Source organism: Haloplanus vescus, assembly GCF_900107665.1.
Taxonomy (GTDB): Archaea; Halobacteriota; Halobacteria; order Halobacteriales; family Haloferacaceae; genus Haloplanus; species Haloplanus vescus.
Genome location: NZ_FNQT01000002.1, coordinates 265,476 through 290,261 on the forward strand (window position 1 = coordinate 265,476; position 24,786 = coordinate 290,261).

Annotated in this window: 24 protein-coding genes and 1 tRNA gene; 8 read left to right on the plus strand and 17 right to left on the minus strand. The window is 65.9% G+C overall.

Annotation, left to right across the window (positions count from 1 at the left end; genetic code table 11):
• Window positions 1-107: 107 nt before the first annotated feature.
• Genes BLU18_RS09050 through BLU18_RS09060 form a run of 3 tightly spaced genes read left to right on the plus strand, consistent with a single transcriptional unit; the run spans window position 108 to window position 3,792 of the window.
• The gene (locus BLU18_RS09050) at window positions 108-1,382 is read left to right on the plus strand and encodes a Single-stranded DNA binding protein (RefSeq protein ID WP_092634196.1); all 1,275 of its coding nucleotides are present in this window, start codon (window positions 108-110) and stop codon (window positions 1,380-1,382) included.
• Window positions 1,379-3,019: an RPA family protein gene (locus BLU18_RS09055; protein ID WP_092634198.1), complete on the plus strand. Its 1,641-nt coding sequence runs from the start codon at window positions 1,379-1,381 to the stop codon at window positions 3,017-3,019. The genes BLU18_RS09050 and BLU18_RS09055 overlap by 4 nt, the downstream gene beginning before the upstream one ends.
• The gene (locus BLU18_RS09060) at window positions 3,016-3,792 is read left to right on the plus strand and encodes a metallophosphoesterase (RefSeq protein WP_092634563.1); all 777 of its coding nucleotides are present in this window, start codon (window positions 3,016-3,018) and stop codon (window positions 3,790-3,792) included. Before BLU18_RS09055 ends, BLU18_RS09060 begins: the two co-directional genes overlap by 4 nt.
• A gap of 3 nt (window positions 3,793-3,795) precedes the next feature.
• On the opposite strand, the gene BLU18_RS09065 is transcribed toward BLU18_RS09060, so the two are convergent.
• Window positions 3,796-4,149 carry a hypothetical protein gene (locus BLU18_RS09065; protein ID WP_092634200.1) on the minus strand — a complete coding sequence of 118 codons (354 nt, stop codon included), beginning with the start codon at window positions 4,147-4,149 and terminating at the stop codon, window positions 3,796-3,798.
• A 92-nt stretch (window positions 4,150-4,241) separates the two neighbouring features.
• Between BLU18_RS09065 and BLU18_RS09070 the strand changes: the two genes are divergently transcribed.
• The gene (locus BLU18_RS09070) at window positions 4,242-7,079 is read left to right on the plus strand and encodes a DEAD/DEAH box helicase (RefSeq protein WP_092634202.1); all 2,838 of its coding nucleotides are present in this window, start codon (window positions 4,242-4,244) and stop codon (window positions 7,077-7,079) included.
• Here the strand turns inward: BLU18_RS09070 and BLU18_RS09075 are convergent.
• From BLU18_RS09075 to BLU18_RS09120, 10 genes are all read right to left on the minus strand, one after another.
• Window positions 7,076-7,270, minus strand: coding sequence for a DUF7835 family putative zinc beta-ribbon protein (locus BLU18_RS09075; RefSeq protein ID WP_218124084.1), 195 nt, complete (start codon window positions 7,268-7,270; stop codon window positions 7,076-7,078). The two genes, BLU18_RS09070 and BLU18_RS09075, sit on opposite strands and share 4 nt — an antisense overlap.
• 157 nt (window positions 7,271-7,427) lie before the next feature.
• Entirely contained in the window at window positions 7,428-8,123 is a 696-nt protein-coding gene (locus BLU18_RS09080) for a YqjF family protein (protein WP_092634206.1), read from the minus strand.
• 38 nt (window positions 8,124-8,161) lie between these two features.
• Window positions 8,162-10,327, minus strand: a complete 2,166-nt coding sequence (locus BLU18_RS09085; protein WP_092634208.1) for an AAA family ATPase — start codon at window positions 10,325-10,327, stop codon at window positions 8,162-8,164.
• A gap of 364 nt (window positions 10,328-10,691) precedes the next feature.
• Entirely contained in the window at window positions 10,692-11,513 is an 822-nt protein-coding gene (locus BLU18_RS09090) for a fumarylacetoacetate hydrolase family protein (protein ID WP_092634210.1), read from the minus strand.
• Window positions 11,514-11,600: 87 nt separating this feature from the next.
• A complete protein-coding gene (locus tag BLU18_RS09095) occupies window positions 11,601-12,008 on the minus strand; it encodes a DUF8036 family membrane protein (protein ID WP_245697937.1) in 408 nt (135 codons plus the stop codon).
• A complete protein-coding gene (locus BLU18_RS09100; RefSeq protein WP_092634212.1) occupies window positions 11,998-12,291 on the minus strand; it encodes an ArsR/SmtB family transcription factor in 294 nt (97 codons plus the stop codon). Before BLU18_RS09100 ends, BLU18_RS09095 begins: the two co-directional genes overlap by 11 nt.
• Window positions 12,292-12,397: 106 nt before the next feature.
• Window positions 12,398-13,510: an ABC transporter permease gene (locus BLU18_RS09105; RefSeq protein WP_092634568.1), complete on the minus strand. Its 1,113-nt coding sequence runs from the start codon at window positions 13,508-13,510 to the stop codon at window positions 12,398-12,400.
• A gap of 29 nt (window positions 13,511-13,539) precedes the next feature.
• A complete protein-coding gene (locus tag BLU18_RS09110) occupies window positions 13,540-14,205 on the minus strand; it encodes an ABC transporter ATP-binding protein (protein WP_092634214.1) in 666 nt (221 codons plus the stop codon).
• Entirely contained in the window at window positions 14,202-15,713 is a 1,512-nt protein-coding gene (locus BLU18_RS15110) for a COG1361 family protein (protein WP_245697938.1), read from the minus strand. Before BLU18_RS15110 ends, BLU18_RS09110 begins: the two co-directional genes overlap by 4 nt.
• Before the next feature lie 192 nt (window positions 15,714-15,905).
• Window positions 15,906-16,307 (minus strand): DoxX family membrane protein, encoded by a 402-nt coding sequence (locus BLU18_RS09120; protein ID WP_092634216.1) that lies wholly within the window; start codon window positions 16,305-16,307, stop codon window positions 15,906-15,908.
• A gap of 188 nt (window positions 16,308-16,495) precedes the next feature.
• Between BLU18_RS09120 and BLU18_RS09125 the strand changes: the two genes are divergently transcribed.
• On the plus strand, window positions 16,496-17,179 hold the full coding sequence (locus BLU18_RS09125; RefSeq protein WP_092634218.1) for a metallophosphoesterase family protein: 684 nt from the start codon (window positions 16,496-16,498) through the stop codon (window positions 17,177-17,179).
• Window positions 17,180-17,224: 45 nt separating this feature from the next.
• Here the strand turns inward: BLU18_RS09125 and ppk1 are convergent, their stop codons facing one another.
• Complete coding sequence (ppk1, locus tag BLU18_RS09130; RefSeq protein ID WP_092634221.1) at window positions 17,225-19,567, minus strand: polyphosphate kinase 1; 2,343 nt, start codon at window positions 19,565-19,567, stop codon at window positions 17,225-17,227.
• Window positions 19,568-19,791: 224 nt separating this feature from the next.
• A complete protein-coding gene (gene epsC / locus BLU18_RS09135; protein WP_092634223.1) occupies window positions 19,792-20,664 on the minus strand; it encodes a serine O-acetyltransferase EpsC in 873 nt (290 codons plus the stop codon).
• Between the two features lie 169 nt (window positions 20,665-20,833).
• Between epsC and BLU18_RS09140 the strand changes: the two genes are divergently transcribed.
• Entirely contained in the window at window positions 20,834-21,145 is a 312-nt protein-coding gene (locus BLU18_RS09140) for a hypothetical protein (RefSeq protein WP_092634225.1), read from the plus strand.
• Window positions 21,146-21,485: 340 nt separating this feature from the next.
• Here the strand turns inward: BLU18_RS09140 and BLU18_RS09145 are convergent, their stop codons facing one another.
• Both BLU18_RS09145 and BLU18_RS09150 read right to left on the minus strand, forming a co-directional pair.
• A complete protein-coding gene (locus tag BLU18_RS09145; protein ID WP_092634227.1) occupies window positions 21,486-22,136 on the minus strand; it encodes a hypothetical protein in 651 nt (216 codons plus the stop codon).
• On the minus strand, window positions 22,133-22,558 hold the full coding sequence (locus BLU18_RS09150) for a DUF6884 domain-containing protein (RefSeq protein WP_092634229.1): 426 nt from the start codon (window positions 22,556-22,558) through the stop codon (window positions 22,133-22,135). The genes BLU18_RS09145 and BLU18_RS09150 overlap by 4 nt, the downstream gene beginning before the upstream one ends.
• A 237-nt stretch (window positions 22,559-22,795) precedes the next feature.
• Here BLU18_RS09150 and BLU18_RS09155 point away from each other — a divergent pair, with 237 nt between their 5' ends.
• A complete protein-coding gene (locus BLU18_RS09155) occupies window positions 22,796-23,350 on the plus strand; it encodes a hypothetical protein (RefSeq protein WP_092634231.1) in 555 nt (184 codons plus the stop codon).
• A gap of 281 nt (window positions 23,351-23,631) precedes the next feature.
• Here BLU18_RS09155 and BLU18_RS09160 read toward each other — a convergent pair.
• Window positions 23,632-23,706 (minus strand) — tRNA-Glu (locus tag BLU18_RS09160).
• A 153-nt stretch (window positions 23,707-23,859) separates the two neighbouring features.
• Here BLU18_RS09160 and BLU18_RS09165 point away from each other — a divergent pair.
• Window positions 23,860-24,591 carry an SDR family oxidoreductase gene (locus tag BLU18_RS09165; protein ID WP_092634233.1) on the plus strand — a complete coding sequence of 244 codons (732 nt, stop codon included), beginning with the start codon at window positions 23,860-23,862 and terminating at the stop codon, window positions 24,589-24,591.
• Window position 24,592: 1 nt separating this feature from the next.
• On the opposite strand, the gene BLU18_RS14875 is transcribed toward BLU18_RS09165, so the two are convergent.
• A complete protein-coding gene (locus BLU18_RS14875) occupies window positions 24,593-24,784 on the minus strand; it encodes a YegP family protein (RefSeq protein ID WP_176791218.1) in 192 nt (63 codons plus the stop codon).
• Window positions 24,785-24,786 lie beyond the last annotated feature (2 nt).

Genomic DNA, 24,786 nt, shown 5'->3' on the forward strand with positions numbered 1-24,786 from the left:
ACTCGTTCGGGCGCGGGCGCAAACCGCTTTCGGTGGGCGCGACGCTCGCAGCGCGGGTCGACGCTCGCGGGCGAGGTTTTTAAGACCGCGCGACCAACTCCACACCGATGCAACTCGACGACCATGCCGAGGAGCTCGCCTCCGACCTCGGCGTAGACAAAGCGGAGGTCAAAGCGGACCTGGAGAGCCTACTCGAATACAACGTGCCGGTCGAGGAAGCCAAAGCGAGCATCCGCCGGAACCACGGCGGCGATAGCGGGTCGTCGTCGTCCGCGCCGACGGCCAAATCGCTCGCCGACGTTTCCCCCGACGACGGCTCCGTCACCGCCACCGTCCGCGTGTTGACCAAGGGGACTCGCTCGATTCGCTATCAGGGCGAGGACCAGGTCATCCGCGAGGGCGAGTTCGCCGACGAGACGGGGATTATATCCTACACCGCGTGGGAGGAGTTCGACTTCGAACCCGGTGACTCGGTCACCGTCGGCAACGCGAACGTCCGCGAGTGGGAGGGACGGCCCGAACTCAACCTCGGGACGAACACCACCGTCGCGGCGGCCACCGAGACGGTCGAGACGCCGTACGAGGTGGGCGGTGACCGCGACCTGATCGACCTCGAACCCGGCGACCGAGGCCGGGCGGTCGAGGTCCGCGTCCAGGAACTCGACGACCGGACCATCGACGGCCGCGACGGCGAGACGGAGATTCTCTCCGGCGTCGTCGCCGACGAGACGGCCCGCCTCCCCCTCACGGATTGGGACCCCCATCCCGAACTCGAAGCGGGGGCGTCCGTCCGCCTCGAAGACGTCTACGTCCGCGAGTACCGCGGCGTGCCACAGGTGAACGTCACGGAGTTCTCGACGGTCCGACCCCTCGACCGCGAGGTGAGCGACCCCGAGACGGCGCCGCGGATGCGCGTCGGCGAGGCCGTCGACACCGGCGGCCTGTTCGACGTGGAACTCGTCGGCAACGTCATCGAGGTGCGTGACGGCTCCGGCCTCATCGAGCGCTGTCCCGACTGCGGGCGCGTCGTCCAGAACGGGCAGTGCCGTGCCCACGGCGACGTGGACGGCGAGGACGACCTGCGCGTGAAGGCCATCCTCGACGACGGCACGGGCACCGTCACGACCGTCCTCGACACCGACCTCACCAGCGAGGTGTACGGTGGCGACATCGAGGACGCGAAGGAGGAAGCCCGCGACGCGATGGACAAAGAAGTCGTCGCCGACGCCATCCGTGAGCGAATCGTCGGGCGCGAGTTCCGCGTCCGCGGGTCGCTCTCGGTCGACGAGTACGGCGCCAACCTCGACGCCGAGACGTTCGAGGAGTCCGGGGACGACCCGGCCGACCGCGCGAGCGAACTCCTCGCGGGGGTGGCGCGATGAGCGCCACCGACGACGGGCCGGGCCGGCGCGAGGTGGCCCACCGCCTCTTCGCCGCCGAGTTCGACGACGCCACCGTCTCCTACGCCGAGAGCGACGAGGAGCGAGCGCCGAAATACGTCGTCACGCCGACGGGCGCGCGGGTGAACCGCCTGTTCGCCGTCGGCGTCCTGACCGAAGTCGAATCGGTCAACGAGGACGTGCTCCGGACGCGCGTGGTCGACCCCACGGGCGCGTTCGTCTCCTACGCCGGCCAGTACCAACCCGACGCCGCCGCCTTCTTCGAGCGCGCCGACCCGCCGGCGTTCGTCGCGCTCACGGGCAAGGCTCGAACCTTCGAACCCGACGACGGCGACCGGGTGTACACGTCGGTCCGCCCCGAGAGCGTCTCGACGGTCGACGCCGAGACGCGCGACCGGTGGACCGTCTCCGCCGCCGAGGCGACGCTTCGCCGTGTCGCCGCGATGGCAGACGCCCACGCGATGGACCTCCGTGGCGACGAACTCGAAGCCGCGCTCCGCGAGGCGGGCTACGACGAGTCGCTCGCGGCGGGCATCCCCATCGCCCTCGAACGCTACGGGACGAGCATCGCCTACCTCGACGCCGTTCGCGAGCTGGCACTCGACGCGCTGGAAGTCGTCGCCGGTGACCGCGACGAGGTGCGCGCCCTCGACGTGGCGCCCGACGACGCGGGCACCACCTCGCTCGGCCCGCTTCCCGAGGCGGTGCAGCGCGATACCGAGTCGGTCGAGCGAGCGACCCCGAAGAGCGCCGTCGACTCCGACGAGACGGCGACGACCGACGCCGATACGGAACCTGACGCGACCGACGACCCGGCGACGCCCGAAGCCGATACGGAACCTGACGCGACTGACGACCCGGCGACGCCGGACGAGTCGGCAACGCCGGACGAATCGACGGCAACGGCCGACGTAGACACCGTATCGGAGACTGCGGCGTCGCCCGACGACGCCGCGGAATCGACGGCGACCGACGAGACGGAGAGCGAACCGACGCCCGCCGAGACGGAACCCGACGACGTTGCCGCCGAGACGAGCGAACCGTCGACAAGCACGGAGCAGTCCACCGAAGCTGCGAGCGACGCCGACGACCCCGCCAGTCCCGATGAATCCGCCGACGCCGACGACATCGGCGAACCAGCCGACACTAGCGGCCTCGACGAATCCGCCGACACCGGCGACCTCGGCGAATTCGACGACGACGACGACCTCTACGAGCTCGACGAGGAGGAACGCGCCGAGGTGGAAGCCGAGTTCGACGTCGGCTTCGAGAGCGGCGCGGAGGTCGGCGACCCGGGCGAGGCCGATATCGATGTCCCCGGCCCCGAGGACTTGGAGGAAGGCGTCGGCGAGGTGGCCGAAGAGACACAGGACGAGGCCGACGACACCGTCGACGACGCGGACGCAGAGGCGGCCGACGAAGACGTCGACCTCGAAACCGCGGCAGTCGACGTCATGGCCGACCTCGACGAGGGCAACGGCGTCCCCCACGACGACGTGGTGGCGGCGGTGGTCGACGAACACGGTGCCGACCCCGGCGCCGTCGCCGACGCCATCGACGACGCGCTCATGAGCGGGAAGTGCTACGAGCCGAGCGAGGACCGCCTGAAGGCGATCTGAGCGTGGCACGCGTCGAACCGGTGCCGGGCGAACCGGCCGCCGTCGCCGACTGCGGGGGTGAACAGGCCCTCGTCGTCGCCGACTACCACGCGGGCATTGAGACTGGCCTCCGCTACGAGCGCGGGGTGGAACTCCGGAGCAACGCCGAGGCGCGCCGCCAGCGACTCTGCGCACTCTGTGACCGCACCGACCCGGACCGTGTGGTCGTCCTCGGCGACCTGATTCACCGCATCGGCGACCCCGAACGCGGCGAGGACGACGAAATCGAGGCGTTGCTCGACGCCCTTGACGCGCGGTCGACGCCCCTGACGCTCGTCCCCGGCAACCACGACGGCGGCGTCGCGGACGCCTACGGCGACCGACTGGACGTGACTGACCCCGGCGGCGTTAGACTGGGCGACGTGGGCTTCGTCCACGGCCACACGTGGCCCGACCGCTCCGTCCTCGGCGCCGCGACGGTCTGTATGGGTCACGAACACCCGCAGGTCCGCTTGGAGGACGAGGTGGGCGGTGGCCGCGCCGAGAAGGCGTGGCTCCGGGGGCGACTCCGCATCGACCCGTTCGCGGACCACTTCGGCGTGGCCACCGAATCCTTGGCGTGGGGCGACCCCGAACTCGTCGTCTTCCCGGCGTTCAACGACCGCTCGGGCGGGACGTGGGTCAACGTCGAGGGGCAGTCGTTCCTCTCGCCGTTCCTCCCCGACGCCCTCGCTGACGACGCCGAGGCGTACCTCCTCGACGGGACGCGTCTCGGCGCCTATCGGCGGGTCTGACGGTTACACGCCCGGCACGCCGAAGGCGCCGGTCCCGACGCCGAGGACCGAGTTCAGGACGAAGAGGATGCCGAGCGCCGCGACCCACGCGATGAGGCCCATCGTCGCGACGGTCAGCCAGCCGCCGGGGTAGCGCCACTTCAGCACGCCGACCCACACGACCAGCGCGACCACGGAGCCGACGACCGGGAGCCACGAGACGATGGCCCAGCCGACGGCGCCGAGGAGCGCGGTGACGACGGCGCGGCTGTAGTCGTCGATGCCCGCGACGACGCGGGCACCGACGTAGATGGCGAGGCCGCCGACCAGCAGGGTGACGAGAAACGTCACGAGCGCACCGGAGACTGGGAGTGCCATACACCCCTGGCTCACGCCACGCACTAAGCCCTGCGGGCCGTCGCACCCGGCGAGCGGTGACCTTAATCGGCTCGCCCGACTAGCGCGACCGAATGGCAGACGGAACGCTCGACGGGATGGACGCCTTCACCCACCTCGGCGAGCGAGTGCGGGCCGCGCTCTCGGAACGGGGATTCACCACCCCGACGGAGCCACAGCGACGGGCCATCCCCCCGCTCGCGGCGGGCGAGAACGCACTCGTCCTCGCGCCGACGGGCACGGGCAAGACGGAGACGGCGATGCTCCCCGTCTTCGACGCAATCTATCGCGCCGAGGACCGCTTCGGCATCTCCGCGCTCTACATCACGCCCCTCCGCGCGCTCAACCGCGACATGCGCGACCGACTGGACTGGTGGGGCGAGTATCTCGACGTCGAGGTGGACGTACGCCACGGCGACACCACGCAGTACCAACGCGGCAAGCAGGCCGACGACCCGCCGGACGTGCTGGTGACGACGCCCGAGACGCTACAGGCGATGCTGACCGGCGAGAAGTTGCGGACGGCGCTCGAAGACATCGAACACGTCGTCGTCGACGAGGTGCACGAACTCGCGTCGTCGAAGCGAGGCGCGCAGTTGACGGTGGGACTCGAACGCCTCCGCACGCTCGCGGGGTCGTTCCAGCGTATCGGCCTGTCGGCGACGGTCGGGTCGCCCGAGGAGGTAGGTCGCTTCCTGACCGGCGACCGAGGCTGTTCGCTCGTGGAAGTCGACGCCGGCACCAACGTCGACTTCCGGGTGCGGAACCCCGACCCGACCGACGAGGACGAACGGCTGGCGGGCGAACTCGCGACCGACGTCGACATCGCGAGTCACGTCCGCGCGATTCGCGACATCGTCGCCGAGCACGAGTCGACGCTGGTGTTCGTCAACACGCGCCAAACCGCGGAGGCGCTCGGCTCGCGGTTCAAGCGTCTCGACGCCCCCATCGGCGTCCACCACGGGTCGCTCTCGAAGGAAGCACGCATCGACATCGAGAAAGCGTTCAAGAGCGGCGAGGTCGACGGCCTCGTCTGTACGTCGTCGATGGAGCTCGGCATCGACGTGGGGCGGGTGGACCACGTCGTCCAGTACGGCAGTCCGCGCGAGGTGGCTCGCCTCCTCCAGCGAGTGGGGCGGGCGGGCCACCGCCGCGACGCCGTCTCCGAGGGGACGATTCTCGTCGACCACCCCGACGACACGCTGGAGGCCCTCGCCATCGCCCGCCGCGCCGTCGCGGGCGAGGTGGAGTCGGCCTCGATTCATCACGGCAGTCTCGACGTAGTGGCAAATCAGATAGTCGGCCTCGTGATGGACCACGGCGAGATTCACGCCCGCGAGGCGTACGAGACGCTGACGGCGGCGTACCCCTTCCGTGACCTCTCGGAGGCGCAGTTCCAAGAGGTGGTGCGGGAGTGTTCGGACAACCGACTCCTGTGGTTGGACGAGGACGCCGACCGCTTGGAGAAGTCGGGTGGGACGTGGCGGTACTTCTACGCCAACCTCTCGATGATTCCCGACGAGGAGACCTACGAGGTGTACGACCTCTCCTCGCGGGAGACCATCGGCACCCTGGACGAGAAGTTCGTCCTCAACTTCGCCACGCCGGGCGAAGTGTTCATCCAGCGCGGCGAGATGTGGCGCATCACCGAAGTCGACGAGGAGGAGACACAGGTCGAGGTGACGCCCATCGAGGACCCGGCGGGCGAGGTGCCGTCGTGGACGGGCAAGGAGATTCCGGTCCCTGCCGCTGTCGCGGGCGAAGTGGGGGAGATGCGCGGTGTCGCCACCGACCAGTTCGGCCGGGGCGCCGACCGAACCGCCGTCGCCCGCGAGTTCCTCCCGCGCTATCCCGGCGACGAGCGCACCGTGAGCGAGGGCCTCGAACCCGTCGAGCGACAGGTCGACGCCGAGGCGCCGACGCCGACGAACGACCGCATCGTCGTCGAGGGACAGGGCCGGACCGTCGTCGTCAACGCCGCCTTCGGCCACGAGGTGAACGAGACGCTCGGCCGACTGTGCTCGGCGCTCGTCGGTCAGCGCACCGGATCGTCGGTGGGGATGGAGGTCGACCCCTACCGCATCGAACTCGAAGTCCCCGGCCGAAGTGGGCCGAACGAGGTGGTCGACGTGTTGGAGTCGACCGACCCCGCTCACGTCGAGGGCCTCCTCGAACTCGCCCTGAAGAACTCGGGGACGCTGAAGTTCACGCTCGCGCAGGTGGCGGCGAAGTTCGGCGCGCTCAAGCGATACCAAGGGCAGGGTCGGTTCGGCGCCGACCGCTTGCTCGCCGCCCTCGAGGACACGCCCATCTACGACGAGGCAGTCCGCGAAGTGTTCCATACGGAACTCGCCGTCGAGGAGACGGCGCGGGTACTCGAACGGATTCAGTCGGGCGAGATAGAACTGGTGACCGCACGCGAGTTGACGCCGCTCGGCACCGGCGGGCGGTCGAGCGGGCGCGAACTCCTCGTCCCCGAGAACGCCGACGCGAGCGTCGTCGAGACGCTGAAAGAGCGGATTCAGAACGACCGCGTCATCCTCGCCTGCCTCCACTGCACGGACTGGACGCGCAAGACGAAGGTGAAACGCGTCCCAGACCAGCCCCGGTGTCCCGAGTGCGAGTCGACGCGAATCGCGTCGCTCAACCCGTGGGCCGAGGAGGTGGTGAAGGCGGTTCGCGCGAACGAGAAAGACGACGAACAGGAGCGAATGACCGAACGCGCCTACCGCTCGGCCAACTTGGTCCAGAGCCACGGCAAGCAGGCCGTCGTCGCCATGGCCGCCCGCGGCGTCGGCCCGCACAACGCCGCCCGCATCATCGCCAAACTCCGCGAGGACGAGGCCGACTTCTATCGCGACATCCTCGAACAGGAGCGCCAGTACGCCCGCACGCAGTCGTTCTGGGACTAAGCGTCGTTCATCCGCGTTTTCGTCGTCGTGCCGCAGACGCGACACTCGACGATTCGATAGGGCTCTCGCGAGAACGCCGCGTTCTCCCCTGCCGGGTTCTCGGTGAGAATCTCCACCGAGATATCGAGCGATTGCTCTGCCCCACACGCGCTACAGTGCTCGGCGGTCGAGTCGGGCGTGTCACTTATCATCGGAATCGCCTTGTATCGAGGTCAGGACTCTCCCCACTTCCCGGACCAACCTAATTGATTGGCCCCCGGCCGCCTCATACGGAGTATTGTCCCCGTTTTCCGGTGGTTCGCCGAGACGGGCGGACGAACCACCGGTACTGGCGTCCAATACCCCGTCTCACGCGGTGTCGACCCGGCGTATTCGCCCCGCGGTCACGTCGCTGCCCGGACTGTAGTGGACGATGGGGTTGCCCGCGGGTCGGTCGAAGCCGTTCGCCGCGAACAGCGTGTTCTCGCGCACGTCGAGGGTCGCCGCGCTCACTTTCCACGGGTCGTGTTCGATGTCGCCGCGGTAGAGGCGCCCGCCCTCGCTCGCCGTGTAGAAGCGATAGCGCTCGGTGAGGAAGGCTTCGAGCGAGTCCGAATCGACGACTGTCGGCTCCTCCGTCGGGCCGTAGGTGGCGTCGAACCGCGCCGGGGGCGCGCCCCGGTGTGTGCGTCGACTCCGGAAGTCGATTCGACCCATTCCCCGGTCCCGGACCGACATCTCGGCCCGGTAGTAGGGGAGTTTGAACAGGCCGCGCGCAATCGCCACGCCGAGTGGGTCGTCGGCGTCGAGGTTGTAGAAGTAGACGCCCGTCCCACCGTCTGCTCGTACGTACGTCCGCAGGTTCAGTTCGGGGAAGGAGAGGCCGACGGGGGCGCCACGGGGCCGAATCGACGCCATGCGGAAGCCGACGATGCCGAGGTAGGCGTCGCCGTCGCGCGTGTCGACGGTCAGGCCCTCGGGGAGCGTCGGTTCGACGACGCCGGGCGCGACTGGCCAGTGGGCGAAGCATAGGTCGTCCCACCGCATCGAGAGCAGCGAGCGCATGGGAGACGAACGGCCGCGACCCAGTTTTGGCTGTCGGCTCACGCGCTGTCGACGAGCGATGGCGAAACGGCGTCCAGCGCCGCCTCGAAGTGCGCGGCGGTCAGCGACACCTCGTCCGCGTGTTCGTTGGCCTCGGTCCCCTCGTAGGCGTCTGCGACGGTCCGGACCGCGAGCATGGCCGCTTCCCGACAGACAGCGGCGAGGTCGGCTCCCGAGTAGCCGGCGGTGCGCGCCGCGACGGCGTCGAGGTCCACGTCGCCGGCGAGGGGTTTCTCGCGGGTGTGGACCTCCAGAATCGCTCGCCGGGCGGGTTCGTCGGGCGCGGGCACCTCGACGTGAGACTCCAGTCGCCCCGCGCGGAGGAGCGCAGGGTCGAGGGCATCCCGGCGGTTCGTCGCCGCGAGGACGACGAGGTGGGGGTTGTCCGCGACGGCGTCGAACTCCGTCAGGAGCTGGGAGACGACGCGCTCGGTCACCTCGCTGTCGGCGCGGTCACGGGCCGTCGCGACGGCGTCGATTTCGTCGAAGAAGACGATAGCGGGCGCGGTCTGTCGGGCGCGGTCGAACACCTCCCGGACCGCCTTCTCGCTCTCGCCGACGTAGCGGTCGAGGAGTTCCGGGCCCTGCACCCGGACGAAGTTCACCTCGCTCTCGGCGGCGACGGCGCGGGCCAGCAGGGTCTTGCCCGTCCCCGGCGGGCCGTAGAGGAGGACGCCGGAGGGCGGGTCGGCGTCCGCGGCGTCGAACAGCGGCCCGTAGGTGAGCGGCCACGTCACCGCACGCGAGAGCGTCGCCTTCGCCTCCTCGAGGCCGCCGACAGACTCGAACCCTTCGGTGGGCGTCTCGGAGACGTACTCCCGCATGGCGCTGGGGTCGACGGCGGCCATCGCCGTCTCGAAGTCCGCGCGCCCGACGGTGATGTCGCCCGTGGCCGTCCCCTCGCGGCGGGCGCGTCTGAGCGCCGACATGGCGGCCTCGGTCACCAGCGATTCGAGGTCGGCGCCGACGAACCCGTGAGTGCGACTGGCCAGTCGGTCGAGGTCCACGTCCTCGGTCATCGGGACGCGGCGCGTGTGGACGTCGAGAATCTCGCGCCGGCCGGCGACGCCGGGGACGCCGATTTCGATTTCGCGGTCGAAGCGCCCGCCCCGCCGGAGCGCGGGGTCTAAGTCGTCGACGCGGTTGGTCGCCCCGATGACGATGACCTCGCCCCGCGCTTCGAGGCCGTCCATCAGCGAGAGGAGTTGGCCGACGATTCGGTCTTCCATCCCGCTGCCGTCCTCGCGTTTCGGGGCGATGGAGTCGATTTCGTCGAAGAAGACGATGGTCGGCGCCTCCTCGCGAGCGCGGTCGAACACCGCGCGCAGACGCTCCTCGCTGTCGCCCTTGTACTTCGAGACGATTTCCGGCCCCGAGACGGAGATGAAGGTGGCGTCGACTTCGTTGGCGACGGCCTTGGCGATGAGCGTCTTGCCAGTCCCCGGCGGGCCGTGGAGGAGGACGCCCTTCGGCGGGTCGACGCCGAGTCGGGTGAACAGTTCCGGCTCTGCGAGGGGGAGCTCTATCATCTCGCGCACGAGGTCGAGTTCGTCGTCAAGGCCGCCGATGTCCTCGTAGGCGACGCCCGTCGCGGGGCGCGAACGCTCACCCGTCGCCGCCGCAGTCGCGTCGTCGGTCGCGTCGATGTCGCTCGGTTCGGTCTGCTCGTCGCCGCCGACCACTCGAATATCGGTCGCGTCGGTCGCTCGGACGGCGCCGGCGGGCCGCGTCTCCGTGACGACGAACGGGTCGGCGTCGAGGCTCTCGACGCGCACCCGGTCGCCCTCGCGGAGGGGGCGGCTCTCGATGGTCCGTTCGAGTTCGCGCCGCACCGAGTCTCGGTCGGCGTCGACCGTCGGCGGCGCCCGCAGCGTCATCCTGTCGGCGTCGGCGACGCTCGCCCGTCGGACGCGGACGGTGTCGCCGACGGCGACGCCGGCGTCCGCCCGCGTCTCCGCGTCGACGAGGATGGCGTCCCCGGGGACGCCGGGCCGCGCCGGCCAGAGCTTCGCCACCGTTTCCCGGCTTCCCTCGATGGCGACGGCGTCGCCGCTCAACACGCCGAGTCGCTTGCGGGCCGCCTCGGGGAGTCGGGCGATGCCCCGGCCCGCGTCGCGTTTCTCGGCGCTCCGCACCGTGAGTTCGATACCGTCGCCCGCGCTCATGCTGGAGTGCTAGGGCTGGCCGACCCTTTACGCTTCGCTCTACCGTACTCGTACTGGTCTGATTAGAGTGATTTCGTTAGGGACTCCTCGAAAGCCCCGCCGCGCTGGAGTCGGGGGCCTCGCTGCGCGCGCTCCCGCTGGTCGCGTGCTTGCGTCGGCCGCCTTCCTCCAGCGCGACGCCCCTTTCAGTCCCACCCGCAGCAGCTGGCCAATCAAGCGGCGCGGGTGGGACTGAAAGGGGCCGGCGGTTCGGCGAACCCGGACGACGCAAGCACCGCAACGGAGTGAGGAGCGCAGCGAGTCCCGGGAGCCGAACCGCCGGGGGCTTTCGAGGTGGTTACAGGTTCACCGACTCATCTGAACTCTATTGTCGCACCACGTCGGCGGCAACAGTCCCGATTCGGTCAACCTCGGCGCGCACGTGGTCACCGGGCGTGATGTGGTGGGCGCCGGGCGTCCCCGTCGAGATGACGTCGCCGGGTTCGAGCGTCATCACCGACGAGTGACGCGCGACGAGTTCGCGCGGCGAGAAGTGCATGTTGGCGACGGTGTTTCGCGCCCGCACCTCGCCGTCGACGACGGTCCGCACCTCCACGTCGTCGAGCGACGCGTCGCGTTCGGGGACGGCGACGTGAGGGCCGAGGACGAGGAAGGTGTCGTAACTCTTCGCGCGGGTGAGATAGCGCGGGTTTCGCTGGAGGACGTCCTCCGCGGTCATATCGATGACGGGCGTGTAGCCGGCAATTACGTCGTCGGCGTCGTCGACGCTCACGTCTCGGCAGGTGCGGCCGATGACGACGGCCAACTCTGCCTCGGCGGTGACGCGTTCCGACTCCTCGGTCGGCGGGAGGCGGATGGGCCCGCCGGGTCCCGTCGCCGCCGTCGCAGGCTTGAAGAAACTCGCCGGTTCGTCCGGTGGGTCCTCCGAGAGGTCGGCGGCGTGGTCGGCGTAGTTGAGGCCGATGCCGAACAGTTTGCCCGGGCGGGACAGACACGGGCCGAACCTGAACGCGTCGCGAGCGACGGGGTCGGCCGTCGCGGCGCCGAGTTCGTCGAGGCCGGTCGTCGCTCGCGGGAGTGCGTCTCGGACGCTCGACGCGTCGGGATAGGCCGATTGGAGTGGGACGAACCCCGTGTCGTCGCCGACGAGGGGGCGACCGTCGGCGGTGCGAGCGAGATAGCGCATCAGCGCCCTCCGCGGTGTCGGCAGTCGTCTGTGAACATGGTCTGGCTCGCGGCGGCGACGACCATGAAGGGTCGGGAAATCGACCCGTCAGGTCTGGCTCTGATAGAACAGGACGACGATGGCGACGCCGACGAAGACGTGTGGGATGACGATGAACGGACTGCCACCCAGTGGGGGGAAGCCGAAGAGGACGTGGATGACTGGGTTCGCCGTCAGCGCGTAGAGCACCAGCGCGATGCTGAGGAGGATGAGACTCCGCGTGTATCGGTTCGGCAGGTCCCGGTAGAGGGAGGCGTACGTCCACAGGAGCGCCACCAGCAAGACGAAGTTGAACGTCGTGACGAACACCTGCACGCGAGTGAGGAAGACGAACACCTCGGGGATGTGTCCCGGTGCGCCCGGATAGTCGACTGCGAGCATGGCGACGTATCCGAGGAGCAGTCCAACGCCGGTCACGAGCGCCGTTCTGAGGCGCGGATTGATGTCAGTCTCCATTGGTCTCTAGGTCCGCTTGCTCGGCAATTTCCTCGAGGATGTCCAGATTCGCCGTCATCTGTTCGGTCAGAAAGAACATCTTCCCGTAGTCATCCCCCTGTGTCGTCACGATGTTGTTCTCCTCGAGCACTTCGAGGTGGTGCTGGACGGTCTTGTAGTTCAAATCGAGCGTCTCGGACAGTTGGTTCGTGTTCATCGGCCGGTCGTGGAGGGTGCGGACGATTCGGAGACGGTTCGCACCGCCTCGCGACCCGCCGATGAGCCACCACAGCAACTGCCGCATTATCGTATCCGGTGGCGAACGCTCGGAAATAGTTTCTGGTGTGACTGGTCCCCCGCCAGCGACCACGTGGCGACGCCGTCCGCGACCAGTGGCGAATCACGACCACTCACCCTCGTAGCGCTTCGACCGGGCGGTCGTTCGCGGCCTTCCACGCCGGATAGATACCACTCAGCACGCTCGTGACGACGGCGAAGGCGAACCCGTAGAGGAGATACTGCGCGCTCGCCCAGCCGAGGACGCCCGTCGCGTCGCCGGTGAGGACGCTGAACAGGACGGCGCCCACGGCGAGCGACGCCACCGCCCCGACGAACCCACCGACGACGCCGAGAAACGCCGCCTCGGTCAGAATCATCCGCAGGACTTCCCCGCGGCGGATGCCGACGGCGCGGAGGACGCCGATTTCGCCCCGTCGCTCGATGGTGCTCATCAGCATGACGTTGAGGATGGCGACGCTCGCGACGATGAGTGAGATGGAGCCAATCCCGAGCAAGGCGAGTTGGAGCGTGTTCATGAAGGAGTCGACGTTCTCCTGGACACCTGCGTAGGTCATGATTTGCAGCTCCTCCTCGCTCTCTCGGCCGTCGCTGTTGAAGTGACTCACCAGCTGGTCGGAGATGGCCGTCGCGGCGTCTCCGTCCTCGGCGATGATGGTCACGCTGTCGTAGTACTGCTGGTCGCGGAGGCCGGACATCGGGATGACGAGCTCGCCGCGGCCGCCGCCTCCGAAGCCACTCTCCGAGGCGATGAAGCCGCGAACCCGGTAGATTTGGCCGTCGTACTGTACGGGGTCGCCGAGTTCCAACCCGAGCTCTTGGGCCGTGCTGTTGCTGATGAGCGCGCCGGTCTCGAGCCGTGCGGGCGCCTCCCCGCTGGAGACGTCGTAGAGCGCGTCCGCGTTGGTCACGGCCGTCACGCTCACGTACGCGCGCCCGCTCCGCGTCTCTATCTCGGTGTCGTTCGTCTTCTGCGGAACGACCTGCGCGTCAGTCACCAGGTTCTCCATCTCCTCGACTTGGTCTTCGGTCACGCCGTCTTCGACGCTGTCCTGGCCCGCGGAGACGGACACCTGGTTGGTGAGGCTACCGAGGTCCGAGGTGGCCTGTTGCTGGATGGCGACGCCGGCCATGCCCAGCGACGCGATGGCGACGACGCCGATGACGATGCCGAGCGCGGCCAACCCGGTCCGCATCCGATTCCGACCGAGGTTCCGCCACGCCATCAGGACGCTCGGGAACCGTCGCAGTACCGTCACGACTGAATCACCCCGTCGACGAGGCGGACGATTCGGTCCGCGTACGCCTCCATCTGCTCGTCGTGTGTCACCGCGACGATGGCGATGTTCTCCTCCTCTTTGAGCCGCGTCATCTCCTCGAGAATCGTCCGTCCGGTCTCCTGGTCGAGATTGCCGGTCGGCTCGTCCGCGAGGAGGATGTCCGGCTCGTTGATGAGGGCGCGAGCGATGGCGACACGCTGTTGCTGGCCGCCGGACAGTTGGGCGGGCGTGTGGTCGAGTCGGTCGCCGAGGCCAACTGTCCGGAGCAGGGTGATAGCGCGGTCGGTGCGCTGGACGCTTCGGTCCCACATCGACGGGAGTTCGACGTTCTCGACGGCGGTGAGCATCGGGAGCAAGTGGAAATCCTGGAAGACGAATCCGAGCGACGAGCGCCGTTCCTCGGTGAGTTCGTCCTCGTCGAAGTCCGTCACCTCCCGGTCGTCGAGGCGGACAGTGCCTTCCGTCGGCGTGTCGAGCAAGCCAATCATGTTGAGCATGGTGCTCTTCCCCGACCCGGAGGGACCGGTGACGAGCACCATCTCGCCGCGGTCGGCGTGGAAGTCGATGCCTTTCAGCGCCACGACGGTCTCCTCGCCGCTCTGGTAGCGCTTGACCACGTCCGTGAGTTCGATGACGCTCATGGGTTGCGCCAGCGGTACACGCCGAAGCCCACGCCGACGACGACGAGCAGGGCGACGACGGCGCCAATCGCCGTCATCGGGAGGCCGCCCGAGCCGCCACCCGGTTCGTCCGGGCGACTCGCGGCGTTCTGCTCGCCGCTCGAAGCGGCCGCGCTCGCGCCCATCGACGCCGAGTCCACGTCGATTTGCTGGGTCGTCGTCACGCGGTCACCGTCGACGACGTACGTGATTTCGACGGGGACCGAGGAGACGTTCGACTGTCTCGACGCGGTGAGTTCGAACGTGCCGAACTCGCTGCCCTCAACTTCGCCGACGTAGTACTGGCCGGACGGGGACGTCGGACTCACGGCCTCGGTGTCCGGGACGCTCACGAGGACGGATTCGGCGGTGGTGCTGCCGAGGTTCGCGGCGTCGCCCTGGATGGTGACGCCGCTTCCGGCCGCTGACGACTGGACGCTCACGAGGCGAATCTCGCCCGAGACGGCGGCCTGGTCGCGCAGGGTCGTCGTGTGGGTGGTTCCGGCCGCGGTGTACGTCGCCGTGTACGTGACCGTCCCGTCGACGGAACTCGGGATGTCGAAGGTCACCGATTCGTTCGAATCGGGGTCGATATCGCCCATCAGGTTCCGGGCGACGACCTGGTCGTCGGCCGTCGCCGTCACTTCGATGTCGGAGAAGCCCGTGTTCCCGAAGTTCGTCAGTTCCACCTCGGTGTCGCCGTCGCTCGTCGTCTGTGCCGAGAGGTCGCCCCTGACAGCCGGTTCTTCGACGGTCATCTCGACGGACTTCGTGGCCGTCCGCGTGACGCCCTCCGCGGTCGTATACGTGACCTCGCCCCTGAGCGTCTGTGTCCCGACTTCGTCGAACGTCACGTCGTACGCGAAGACGTGCTGTGACCCGCCGTCGATGGAGCCTCTGATTCGGTCGGGGTTGTCGACGGTGCTGCCGTTGAGTTCGAGCTGCACGCCGGTAATCTGTTCGCTGTCTCCGTTCGCAACCGTGACGTTGACCGGTGTCTCGGCGCCGGCGGCAGCGTCGTCGTCGTAGACCGTCGAGAAAGCCATCGAGACGCCGCTGGACCGTTCGACGTCGATGTACACGGGGCGCTCGATGACGAAGACGCCGCCGCTGGGCGAGGTCCCGCGGAGGACGATGTTCAGTCGCTTCTCACCCTCGCTCTCGAACGACGTCGAGAGCGGGACTTCGATGGCGTCACCCGGACCGAGGTCGCCGAGGTCGTTGGTGGTACTCCGCCGGGCTTGCCCCGGACCCTGAAGCGCCACTTCGGAAATCTCTGCGGCCCCGCTACTGCTCTCGGAGTTCTGTAGTTCGGCCGTGACCGTTATCTGCTCGCCCGGTTCGGGCGTCTGCGGTGACACCGAGACGTTGCCGATGGTGACGTAGGCGCTGTCCGACTGTGCCGACCCGATGGTCGCCATCGGAACGGCGAGACTGCTCGCCACCAGGGCAACGGCGAACGCGACTTTCGCCGGTCGGCCCCACGTCATCGCCGCACTCCGGGGCGCGTCCCGCGTTCGGTCACGATACCGTCTCGCGACGTGTGTCGCCTCCCGTGTCGTACTTCGTCGTCCGTCATGGATTCACCCTCGCCATCGGGCGTTAAATCACCTGTCCGAGATTACACACGAAAGAGGCACAAATTCGACCAGAATCGAGGGACGGCCACTCGATTCGGGTCGTTACTCGTTCGCCCGAGCGAGGAAGGCGAGCGCTGCGCCGAGCAGCGCGACGTTCTGCAGGAAGGAGGTGAGCTCCTCGCCGCGCGATTCCTCATCGACGGCCCAGAAGTCGTGCATGACGGGCGTGACGCCGACGAAGAAGGCGGCGACGCTCGCCGCCGAGAGCCGCGGGAGTTTCCAGAGGCTGATGCCCAGGCTGCCGCCGAGGAGCAGTCCGCTCCCCACCGGCACGAGCGTCTCGGCCTTCGGGACGCCTTTCGCGTCGGCGTAGCCGATGCGACCCTCGAGGTTCGTGAAGTTCCGGACGGCGAGCGCCGCGAGCCCGCTCCCGAAGAGCAGGCGGGCGAGTCGCGATGGCGGTTCGGCGCTGGGCTCCGTGGCGTCGTTGTCGGTGTCTGTCATCGTCCGCACAGACGGTCGGCCGAGAAATAAACGCTCGGAACTGTCGTCGAGCCGTGCCGCGGTCTGCCGGCCTCAGAGACGTTTCGGTGCGACTCCCGCGGCGCGCTCCGTGCGAGTATATATCGCTCTGGACACCAATTAGTAACCGCTTACTTGGGTCGCCGCCCAGTTTCGCGTACCCAACCCGTATGACTTCCCCACAGTTCAGCGCCGCCGTCGACCCCCATCACCAGCGGTTCGACGTCGACGCCTACACCGACATCTACGTCGTCGGCGACGTCCACGGCAGCCGCGCGGCCCTCGAAGCGCTGCTCGAGGAACTCGACCTCGCTGACGACGACCTCGTCGTCTTCGTCGGTGACCTCGTCCGCAAGGGCCCGGATAGTCCCGGCGTCGTCGACATCGTCCGTGACGACGACCGACTGGTCTCCGTCCGCGGCAACAACGAGCAGAAGGTCGTTCGCGGCGACAAACACCCCGACTGGCTCCGTGAAGGCGACCGCGCGTACTTCGAGTCGCTGCCGATCGCCATCTCCTTCGGCGACGCACTCGTCGTCCACGGCGGCGTCGACCCCGCTCGACCGCTCGCCGACCACACGCTCGACGAGTTGCTGACGATGCGCGCTCCGCAGGGCGACGGCTACGACGGCCCGTTCTGGTACGAGACCTACGACGGCCCGCATCGCGTCTTCTTCGGGCACACCGTCCACGAACGGCCCGTCGAGCGCCGCTATGCCGTCGGCCTCGACACTGGTTGTGTCTACGGCGGGGCGCTCACCGCCTACGACTACCGGCGTGACCGCTTCGTCACCGTCGACCCGACCACGACACACGAGTCCCGCAGCGAGTCGAAAATCGTCAATCCCGTCTGAGGCTGTCGTCCTCGGTCACCGCGTCGCTGTCGTGGACGTTCGCCGTCACTCGTACTCCGCCTGCAGGCGGTCCTGCGCTCCTTCTCGCGTCTTGAAGTACCGACGCTGTCCGTCCGCGGTTCGGACCGCCCACTCGTAGGTCTCGCTCTCCGGGTGGTACCAGCGGTCGGCGTGGGTTTCGAACACCGAGGCGTCGCTCTCGACACCGCCGTCGCTCGTTGCCGGTTTCGCGGCCGTCTCGGGCACCGGTTCGACGAGCAGTTCCTCGTCGACGAGGTCGGAGTCCACGACCAGTCCCGGGCCGTATCCGCGCTCGCTCGCCTCGCGTGCGGACTGCATCAGTACCTCCTGCACGTCGCGGACGGGGTCGCCCTCTTCCGGCGTCACCTGTTCGTAGGACCCGTCGCTCTGCATCACCCACCGTCGGCGGTTGTCCCGGAGCGACGCTTCGAGAATGAATCGAAGTTGGCGGCGCAGCGACGGCGCTTCGACGGGCGTGACGGCTTCGACCCGGTGGTCAAGGTTTCGCGTCATCCAGTCCGCCGACCCGATGTACCACTCGGGGTCCCCGGCGTTCTCGAAGTAGAAGATGCGTGCGTGCTCCAGGAATCGGCCGACGATGGAGTGAACGGTGACGTTCTCGCTCACGCCTTCCAGTCCGGGGCGCAACCGACAGATGTCGCGGACGACGAGGTCGATGTCGACCCCCGCCATCGAGGCGCGGTAGAGCTCCGCGACCATCTCCGGGTCTTCGAGGCCGTTCACCTTCACGACGATACGCGCCCGCTTTCCCTCGCGGGCGTTGGCTTTCTCTCGACGAATCTTCTCGACGAACCGCTCGCGCATCGTCACGGGTGCGATCAGGAGCTTGCGGAAACTGTCGTCGAGCGTCGGGCCCGTGAAGAAGTTGAACACCTTCGTGAGGTCCTGACCGATGTCCCGGTCGGCAGTCAGGAGCCCGAGGTCGGAGTACCCCTTCGCCGTCTCGGAGTGGTAGTTCCCCGTGCCGACGTGGGAGTAGAGTTGCACGCCGTCGGACTCTTGGCGGACGACGAGCGCCGTCTTGGTGTGGGTCTTCAGGCCGACCGTTCCGTAGGCGACGTGGATGCCCTCCTCCTCCAGGCGGTGGACCCATTCGAGGTTGTTCTTCTCGTCGAACCGGGCCTTGAGTTCGACCATCACCGCCACCTGCTTGCCGTTGTCCGCGGCGTCGATGAGCGTCTGAATCACCTTCGAATCGCTCGCAGTCCGGTAGATGGCGGCTTTCACCGCGAGCACGTTCGGGTCGTTCGCGGCCGCGTCGAGGAACTGTTGGACGGTGCCCTCGAAGGAGTGGTACGGGTGGTGAGCGAGGATGTCGCCGTTCCGTATCTCCGCGAAGAGGTTCGACCCGCCGTCGGACTCTCTCCCCTTCGGGCGGAGTCGGGGGTGTGGTTCCGGCGTCCACGAATCGAGTTTGAGGTCGGGCCGGTCGACGTCTATCAGCTCGAAGAAGTCCTGGAAATCTATCGGCCCCTCGCGGTAGAAGACTTCGCGGTCACCGAGGCCGAGGTTCTCGCGGAGGATGTCGACGGCGCGTTCCGGCATGTCGGCGTCGACCTCCAATCGGACGACTGTGGCGAAGCGACGCTGTTCGAGGACCTCCTCGATTTGGTCGATGAGGTCCTCCGCCACCTCCTCGTTGCGCCGCACCTCGGCGTTGCGCGTCACGCGGAACTTCGATACGTCGACGATGTCGAGGTCGGGCAACAGGAGGTCGAGGTTGGCCTCGACGAGGTCCTCGAGGAGGACGTACTGCCCGGTCGTGTTCGGCACGTCGACGAACCGGGGCTGGTTCGGCGGAATCTTGATGCGGGTGAACGTCTCCTCGCCGCTCCCGTCGTCCGAGAGGACGCCCAGCGAGAGCGAGAGGTTCGAGATGAAGGGGAACGGATGCGCGGGGTCGAAGGCAAGCGGCGTCAGCGTCGGCAGAATCGACGCTTCGAAGTGTGCGCGCAGGTCGTCGCGCTGGGCCGCCGTCAGGTCGTCGTAGTCGCTGATTTCGATGCCGGCATCGGCGAGTTCCGGCTTGAGTTCGGTCTGCCAGTAGTCGGTCTGTTGGCGGAACAGGGGGCGCGCGGCGTCGAGAATCTCGCGCCACTGCTCTTCCGGCGTCCGGCCGTCGGGCGTCGTCTCGGTGACGCCCGCCTTCATTTGCTGTTCGAGTCCGCCCACGCGCTTCATGAAGAACTCGTCAGTGTTCTTCGTGAAGAAGGCGAGAAAGCGGAGTCGTTCGAGCGGCGGATTTCGCTCGTCCATCCCCTCGCTGAGGACGCGCGATTGAAACGCCAGTTCCGAGAGCTCCCTGTTGAGGTAGTATTCGGGCGCTGTTAGATCGGGCTCGCTCATCTACGCTCTCGTTTCAGCCGCTCTACCGCCGATATATAAATCCCCAGAATGTATTAATAAATGGGCCGACATAGGCATACATAGTGTATATATCTGCCGAGCAGCCTGCGCTTGTTAGTCGATTCACCGTCGACCACACGATATATCGACTATTCTAGGTTCGACGCCGTCGTGCTCGCGTTCTAGCCGTCGCGTGGCGGTAGAAGTCGTCGAAGTCGGCCCAGCTACCGGTTCGATTTCCGTTCCTGTTCGGGATGCTCGGAGATGAAGACGCTCGTGTCGTCCGGCACGTCGTCGGTGACCCACGAGTTCGCGCCGATACTCACGTGGTCGCCGATGTCGACTGGGCCGAGGATGTTGCTCCCGGCGCCGATGACGACGTGGTCGCCGATATCGGGGTGTCGCTTGTAGCCTTTCGCCAGCATGTGCTCCTCGCCTTCCTTCTCCTCGAAGTGGAGGGCGCCGAGCGTGACGTTCTGGTAGATTCGCGCCCAGTCACCGACCGTGGCCGTCTCGCCGACGACGACCCCCGTCCCGTGGTCGATGAAGAAGTAGTCGCCAATCTCCGCGCCGGGGTGGATGTCGATGCCCGTCTCGCTCTTCGCGTATTCGGCGAGTTCGCGGGCGTACGCGAAGTGCTCGGACTGATACAGGACGTGCGCCACGCGGTGGGTCAGGATGGCGTGAAAGCCGGGATACGACCGAATGATTTCACAGTAGCTTCGTGCTGCCGGGTCGCCCTTGTAGGCGGCCTCGACGTCCTTCTTGAGCGTGCGTCGAATCGCCGGCAGTCGGTCGAGCGTCCGGTCAACGAGGTCGGTGAGTTCGGCCGCGTCGCGGTCCGAATAGGCCGTGATACCGCGGTGGATACACGACCCGAGCTGGGTCAGGCGGCGACGCGTCTCCTCGGGGGCATCGACCAACTCCGTCGCGCTCCAACACCGGGGAAAGAGGAGCTGTTTGAGCAGATGCGGTTCGTCACGGAGGAAGTCACGCCGCGGATAGTCTCGGTCGTCCTCCGTCGGAAAGGGCGCTTCGTCCGCTTGATACGCGTCGATGAGGTCGTGATGCGCATCACCAGTGTACTCGTAGCCCATTTGTATCCGGTAACGGGATGGAGTACCGTAGTTCTTCCACCTTGCTCTCGGGCGCCCTCTCTTAGAAGATGGCAGCTTCGTCGACAACATCCGGACGCTCCGGTCGCAACCCCTCCGTCGAAGATGTTCGTGAACATCTCTTTTCGTGACGAAGACGACCGTTTACCACATGTCCGACCGGGAGGCCGAATTACGTCAACTGGTCGCCGAGCTCCGAGAACACGAGGCTATCGACGACGCGTTTCTCGCGAAGAGTTTCACCGACCGCCTCGTAATCGTCGACGTCGGTGACGGCGACGAGATGCCAGCGACCGTGGTGGACCGCCTCGCCGACCACGACGTTCGCGAACGCGACGAGACGGACGGCGTCGGGGGGTCGTTCCCCAGTGACGTGGGCGACGCGACGCGACACCACTTCGTCGACGTTCAGACTCGCGGCGCGCACCAATCCTACGTCGTGGACGGATACGGGTCGTTGTGAGGTGACGTACTCGGAAAGTGAGGAGTGCTCCGACAGGGATTCGAACCCGAGTGCGAGACTCGCTGACGCTCGTCTCGCGTGATTCGAATCCCTCTCTCCGCAGTTCCTCACTACGTTCGGAAAATGCTCCGACAGGGATTCGAACCCTGGTCATTGCCGTGAGAGGGCAGGATTGTTTGCGGAGCAAACCAATCACCTCCTTGGCCGTATCGCGGTTTTCGGCGGTCTATATCGGTTGTGCGTTAGACTCAACGGATGCTTTGTTTATAAAATCCTGGTGGCTTGTCCTGTGGACAATTTCGACCCACCGGACACTCGTGCGATGAGGTGGCCTGTGATTTCAGGCACCCTCACTATTCAGGAGTAGGTCAGGATACAGGTCAGAGGCTACCCCGATTATCTGGTATTCGAGTTGTTCAAGCGGAACTTCAAAATCGTGAAAGAGGCCGATGTCATCCTGTTTCCACGCTTTCGTCCAAAAGTACGTAGGTTGGCGGAGTTGTCTCCCTCCTGAGAATAGGCGGTCGGCCCACTTCCGATACTTCTGCTTCTGGTTCTTGTCGTGGTCGAAGATGATAGCACTGAGATTCCCGATGTGATAGTAGTGGCCATCACCCCATCGAGCGAACTTTCCCGTACTGCTTCCTCGAAGGCCGCGCAGGTTTGCGCTCAAGCCCTCTCCGTCTCTCCCGTACTTGCCTGCCTTCCCGACATAGAGAGGAATCACCTCACCATCCTCCAACCAGTACATCAGGTAAATCAGGCCGTCGTATGTGTCATCAGCGGTGTGCCAGTCGTTGATGACTTTGCGCCCTTCTCCTCGAACGAGAGCCTCCATCTCCTCACTGCGTTTCAAGATTCGACGGTCATCATTCCCGTAATATTTGAACTCTGAATTGAGGTTCTCATCAGTCTCAAAAAGGGGAATCGGATTCTCTGTATCGATATATCGGCCAATCCACTCCTGCCAGATTTCTTCTTTCGTCGTCATAGTCGTTCTTTGTACCAAGCCTGTGTATCTCCAATCCCCAACCCCTCGGTCGGAATCTCAATGGACACTCCGCTGTCTTTGATGAGCGGGAGAAGTTCCTCGTAGTAGTCTTGGCCAGCGTGGAGAATGAGCGTCACATCTCCCGAGAGTAGCCCTCTCTCATCTAACTGCTTAGCCACCTCCTCGGCCCACTCTCGTTTTCGAGCAACCCTTGCGCCCGAGAGCGTCTCATTGTAGGGTTCGATAAGCGCTCCGTCAGGATGAAGGAGGCCGTGTTTGGCCGAAATAATCCACCACTCGTCGTGATTCTGCTCGGCATAGTCTCGCATCTTTTCGAAGTACGAGGAGGTGTAGAGATTTCTCGGAGTGGCAGGCTCATCGCGCTTCGTCTTCACGCAACTGACAAGGCCAATTTCAGTCATCGGCGACTCCGTTGAATTGGCGATATTCTGTAAGGAATATCTGATACGGTGACTGACATACTACCACTCCTTGCGTGAAGACGGATAAGCCCATACCAGAATCTGTAGTGCGATGAGTGCGAGATGTTCAGAATACTTCGAGATAGTCCCCTACAATTTAGTGCTTCTTTCTCAAGCCGAATCCTCTGCTCGCTTGCGGCATATCGTTATGTGAGTCGGCAATAAAATACCGGAGTAATGTCAGAAAATTCGCCCCAAATTGATGAGGGTGAGCGAGACGCTCTCGGAGCGATTGCTGATGATGCACTCAAGGTGTTCAGAGCAGGGCTATTTATGATAGTCATCTATATCTCAATATTATCGCTCACGCTGAGGACTGGTGGTGTGGACTACATCGAAAACATAGTAAATTCGTTCTACACTCTCAACGGAATTATGTTTTGGGCAGGGTCTATCACCAGTAGTGTTCTCGCTCACAGAATGGCCCGCCGTGTCACACTTCAACAGAACTATTCTCAGTTAGGGCACGTAAATGACAAATTCGATGTTCTGAATTTCTCCACCGCCAGTACTATCGGACTACTCATTTCCGTATTCTCACTCATATTCGGGCTTCTTGAGGGGTGGGCAAATACGGTAAATCCTTCAGCGGGTGGGGTGGGTATCCAGCAACCGATTCTCATTATTGGCTTTTCATTCGTGTTTGTGCTTGGTATCTACGTTATCCTTTCTGCTCTTGATATGATTAGGGATAGATGGGGACCTATCAGAGAGGTTCTGAGATTGTCTTAGTTCACTTTGGGTAGAGCAGTACTGACTTTCTCGTTTCTCGTCGCGAAACACGGCTCAGACTATTAGAAACACTCGTACTGGTTTGAGGAGAACAGCACTCGGTTGGTCTTTTCCGAGGATGATATTCTTCGAGGGGCCATTTTTGTATTTGTCCTAACACGTTTCGTAATCGAAGGATAGCGTCGGGGTGCGAGAAATACCCTACTTTCTTGCCGTAACGCGATTGCCTTCACAACGGCAATTTGACTACCGAAAATCGCTGTACGGGAGTAAGTTAAGAATGCTCCGACAGGGATTCGAACCCTGGTCATTGCCGTGAGAGGGCAATATGATTGGCCGGACTACACTATCGGAGCGCGGTCGGCGTCTCGCACGCCGATCACATCAAAACCGAGGAGGTGGCGATATTTAAACGCAACTATCTCGGACTACGGGTGGCATTCGGTCACGACCGTCGGTCGCGCGGCACGAAGGCTAAAAGGGTCTCGGGGGCGTCGACTCGGACGACCATGAGTCTCGAAGACAGCGCGGCCATCGTCACGGGCGCGAGTTCCGGCATCGGTGAGGCGACCGCTCACGAGCTGGCGAGTCGGGGTGCGCGAGTCGCCCTCGCGTCGCGGAGCGAGGAGCGACTGGCGGGCATCGCCGCCGACCTCGAAACGAAATACGGTGTCGAGACGCTCGTCGTCCCGACGGACGTCCGCGACGAGGCGGCTGTCGACGACCTGATAGAAACGGTCGTCGACGCCTTCGGCGGTCTGGACGTACTGGTCAACAACGCGGGCCTCGGCCGCGGCGACGGCGTGGCCGACCTCTCGACGGACGACTACCGGGCGATGATGGACACGAACGTCGACGGCGTCTTCTTCGCGACGCGCGCGGCGCTCCCGCATCTGCGCGAGTCGGACGGCAACCTCGTCTTCGTCGGCAGTTTCGCGGGGCAGTACCCCCGGCCGGGCAATCCGGTGTACGCCGCGACGAAGTGGTGGGTCCGCGGCTTCGCACACAGCGTCGAGGGACGGGCGGGGCCGGACGGCGTCGGCGTCACCGTCGTCAACCCCTCGGAGGTGCGGACCGAGTTCGGCGGCGACGACGGCGAGTCCTTCGCCGAGCGGTTCGAACCGGGCGAGGTGAGCGAACCCGAAGAAATCGCCGACGCTATCGGCTTCGCCGCCGCGCAGGACCACTCGACCGTCCACGAAATCGACGTCTATCGCCGCGACAAGTTCGAGGGCTGGTAGGTCACGTACCGCTGGTCGTCGACTCGACGCCAGCGGTCGCCGCGACGTGTTTGAGTCGCTGGACGGCGCGCATCGCGTCGTGTTCGGTATCGTACGCGCTGTCGCTCACTGCGAGCACCGCCCCGTCGCCGTCCCGGAGTCGCCAGCGGACGCCCGCGTCGTCGTCGAACACCTGAAACGTGGCGTCGGGCATCC

Coding starts and splice junctions, on each gene's coding strand:
- BLU18_RS09090 (WP_092634210.1), bottom strand. CDS start 11,513: ATGCGCTATCTCGCTCGCACCGCCGACGGTCGCCCCCTCGTCGGCGAC.
- BLU18_RS09080 (WP_092634206.1), bottom strand. CDS start 8,123: ATGCGCTCGCTGCTCTCGATGCGGTGGGACGACCTATGCTTCGCCCAC.
- BLU18_RS09155 (WP_092634231.1), top strand. CDS start 22,796: ATGTCAGAAAATTCGCCCCAAATTGATGAGGGTGAGCGAGACGCTCTC.
- BLU18_RS09105 (WP_092634568.1), bottom strand. CDS start 13,510: ATGGCGTGGCGGAACCTCGGTCGGAATCGGATGCGGACCGGGTTGGCC.
- ppk1 (WP_092634221.1), bottom strand. CDS start 19,567: ATGAGCGAGCCCGATCTAACAGCGCCCGAATACTACCTCAACAGGGAG.
- BLU18_RS09120 (WP_092634216.1), bottom strand. CDS start 16,307: ATGACAGACACCGACAACGACGCCACGGAGCCCAGCGCCGAACCGCCA.
- BLU18_RS09055 (WP_092634198.1), top strand. CDS start 1,379: ATGAGCGCCACCGACGACGGGCCGGGCCGGCGCGAGGTGGCCCACCGC.
- BLU18_RS09165 (WP_092634233.1), top strand. CDS start 23,860: ATGAGTCTCGAAGACAGCGCGGCCATCGTCACGGGCGCGAGTTCCGGC.
- BLU18_RS09070 (WP_092634202.1), top strand. CDS start 4,242: ATGGCAGACGGAACGCTCGACGGGATGGACGCCTTCACCCACCTCGGC.
- BLU18_RS09065 (WP_092634200.1), bottom strand. CDS start 4,149: ATGGCACTCCCAGTCTCCGGTGCGCTCGTGACGTTTCTCGTCACCCTG.
- BLU18_RS09150 (WP_092634229.1), bottom strand. CDS start 22,558: ATGACTGAAATTGGCCTTGTCAGTTGCGTGAAGACGAAGCGCGATGAG.
- BLU18_RS09145 (WP_092634227.1), bottom strand. CDS start 22,136: ATGACGACGAAAGAAGAAATCTGGCAGGAGTGGATTGGCCGATATATC.
- epsC (WP_092634223.1), bottom strand. CDS start 20,664: ATGGGCTACGAGTACACTGGTGATGCGCATCACGACCTCATCGACGCG.
- BLU18_RS09050 (WP_092634196.1), top strand. CDS start 108: ATGCAACTCGACGACCATGCCGAGGAGCTCGCCTCCGACCTCGGCGTA.
- BLU18_RS09125 (WP_092634218.1), top strand. CDS start 16,496: ATGACTTCCCCACAGTTCAGCGCCGCCGTCGACCCCCATCACCAGCGG.
- BLU18_RS14875 (WP_176791218.1), bottom strand. CDS start 24,784: ATGCCCGACGCCACGTTTCAGGTGTTCGACGACGACGCGGGCGTCCGC.
- BLU18_RS09085 (WP_092634208.1), bottom strand. CDS start 10,327: ATGAGCGCGGGCGACGGTATCGAACTCACGGTGCGGAGCGCCGAGAAA.
- BLU18_RS09140 (WP_092634225.1), top strand. CDS start 20,834: ATGTCCGACCGGGAGGCCGAATTACGTCAACTGGTCGCCGAGCTCCGA.
- BLU18_RS15110 (WP_245697938.1), bottom strand. CDS start 15,713: ATGACGTGGGGCCGACCGGCGAAAGTCGCGTTCGCCGTTGCCCTGGTG.
- BLU18_RS09100 (WP_092634212.1), bottom strand. CDS start 12,291: ATGCGGCAGTTGCTGTGGTGGCTCATCGGCGGGTCGCGAGGCGGTGCG.
- BLU18_RS09110 (WP_092634214.1), bottom strand. CDS start 14,205: ATGAGCGTCATCGAACTCACGGACGTGGTCAAGCGCTACCAGAGCGGC.
- BLU18_RS09095 (WP_245697937.1), bottom strand. CDS start 12,008: ATGGAGACTGACATCAATCCGCGCCTCAGAACGGCGCTCGTGACCGGC.
- BLU18_RS09075 (WP_218124084.1), bottom strand. CDS start 7,270: ATGATAAGTGACACGCCCGACTCGACCGCCGAGCACTGTAGCGCGTGT.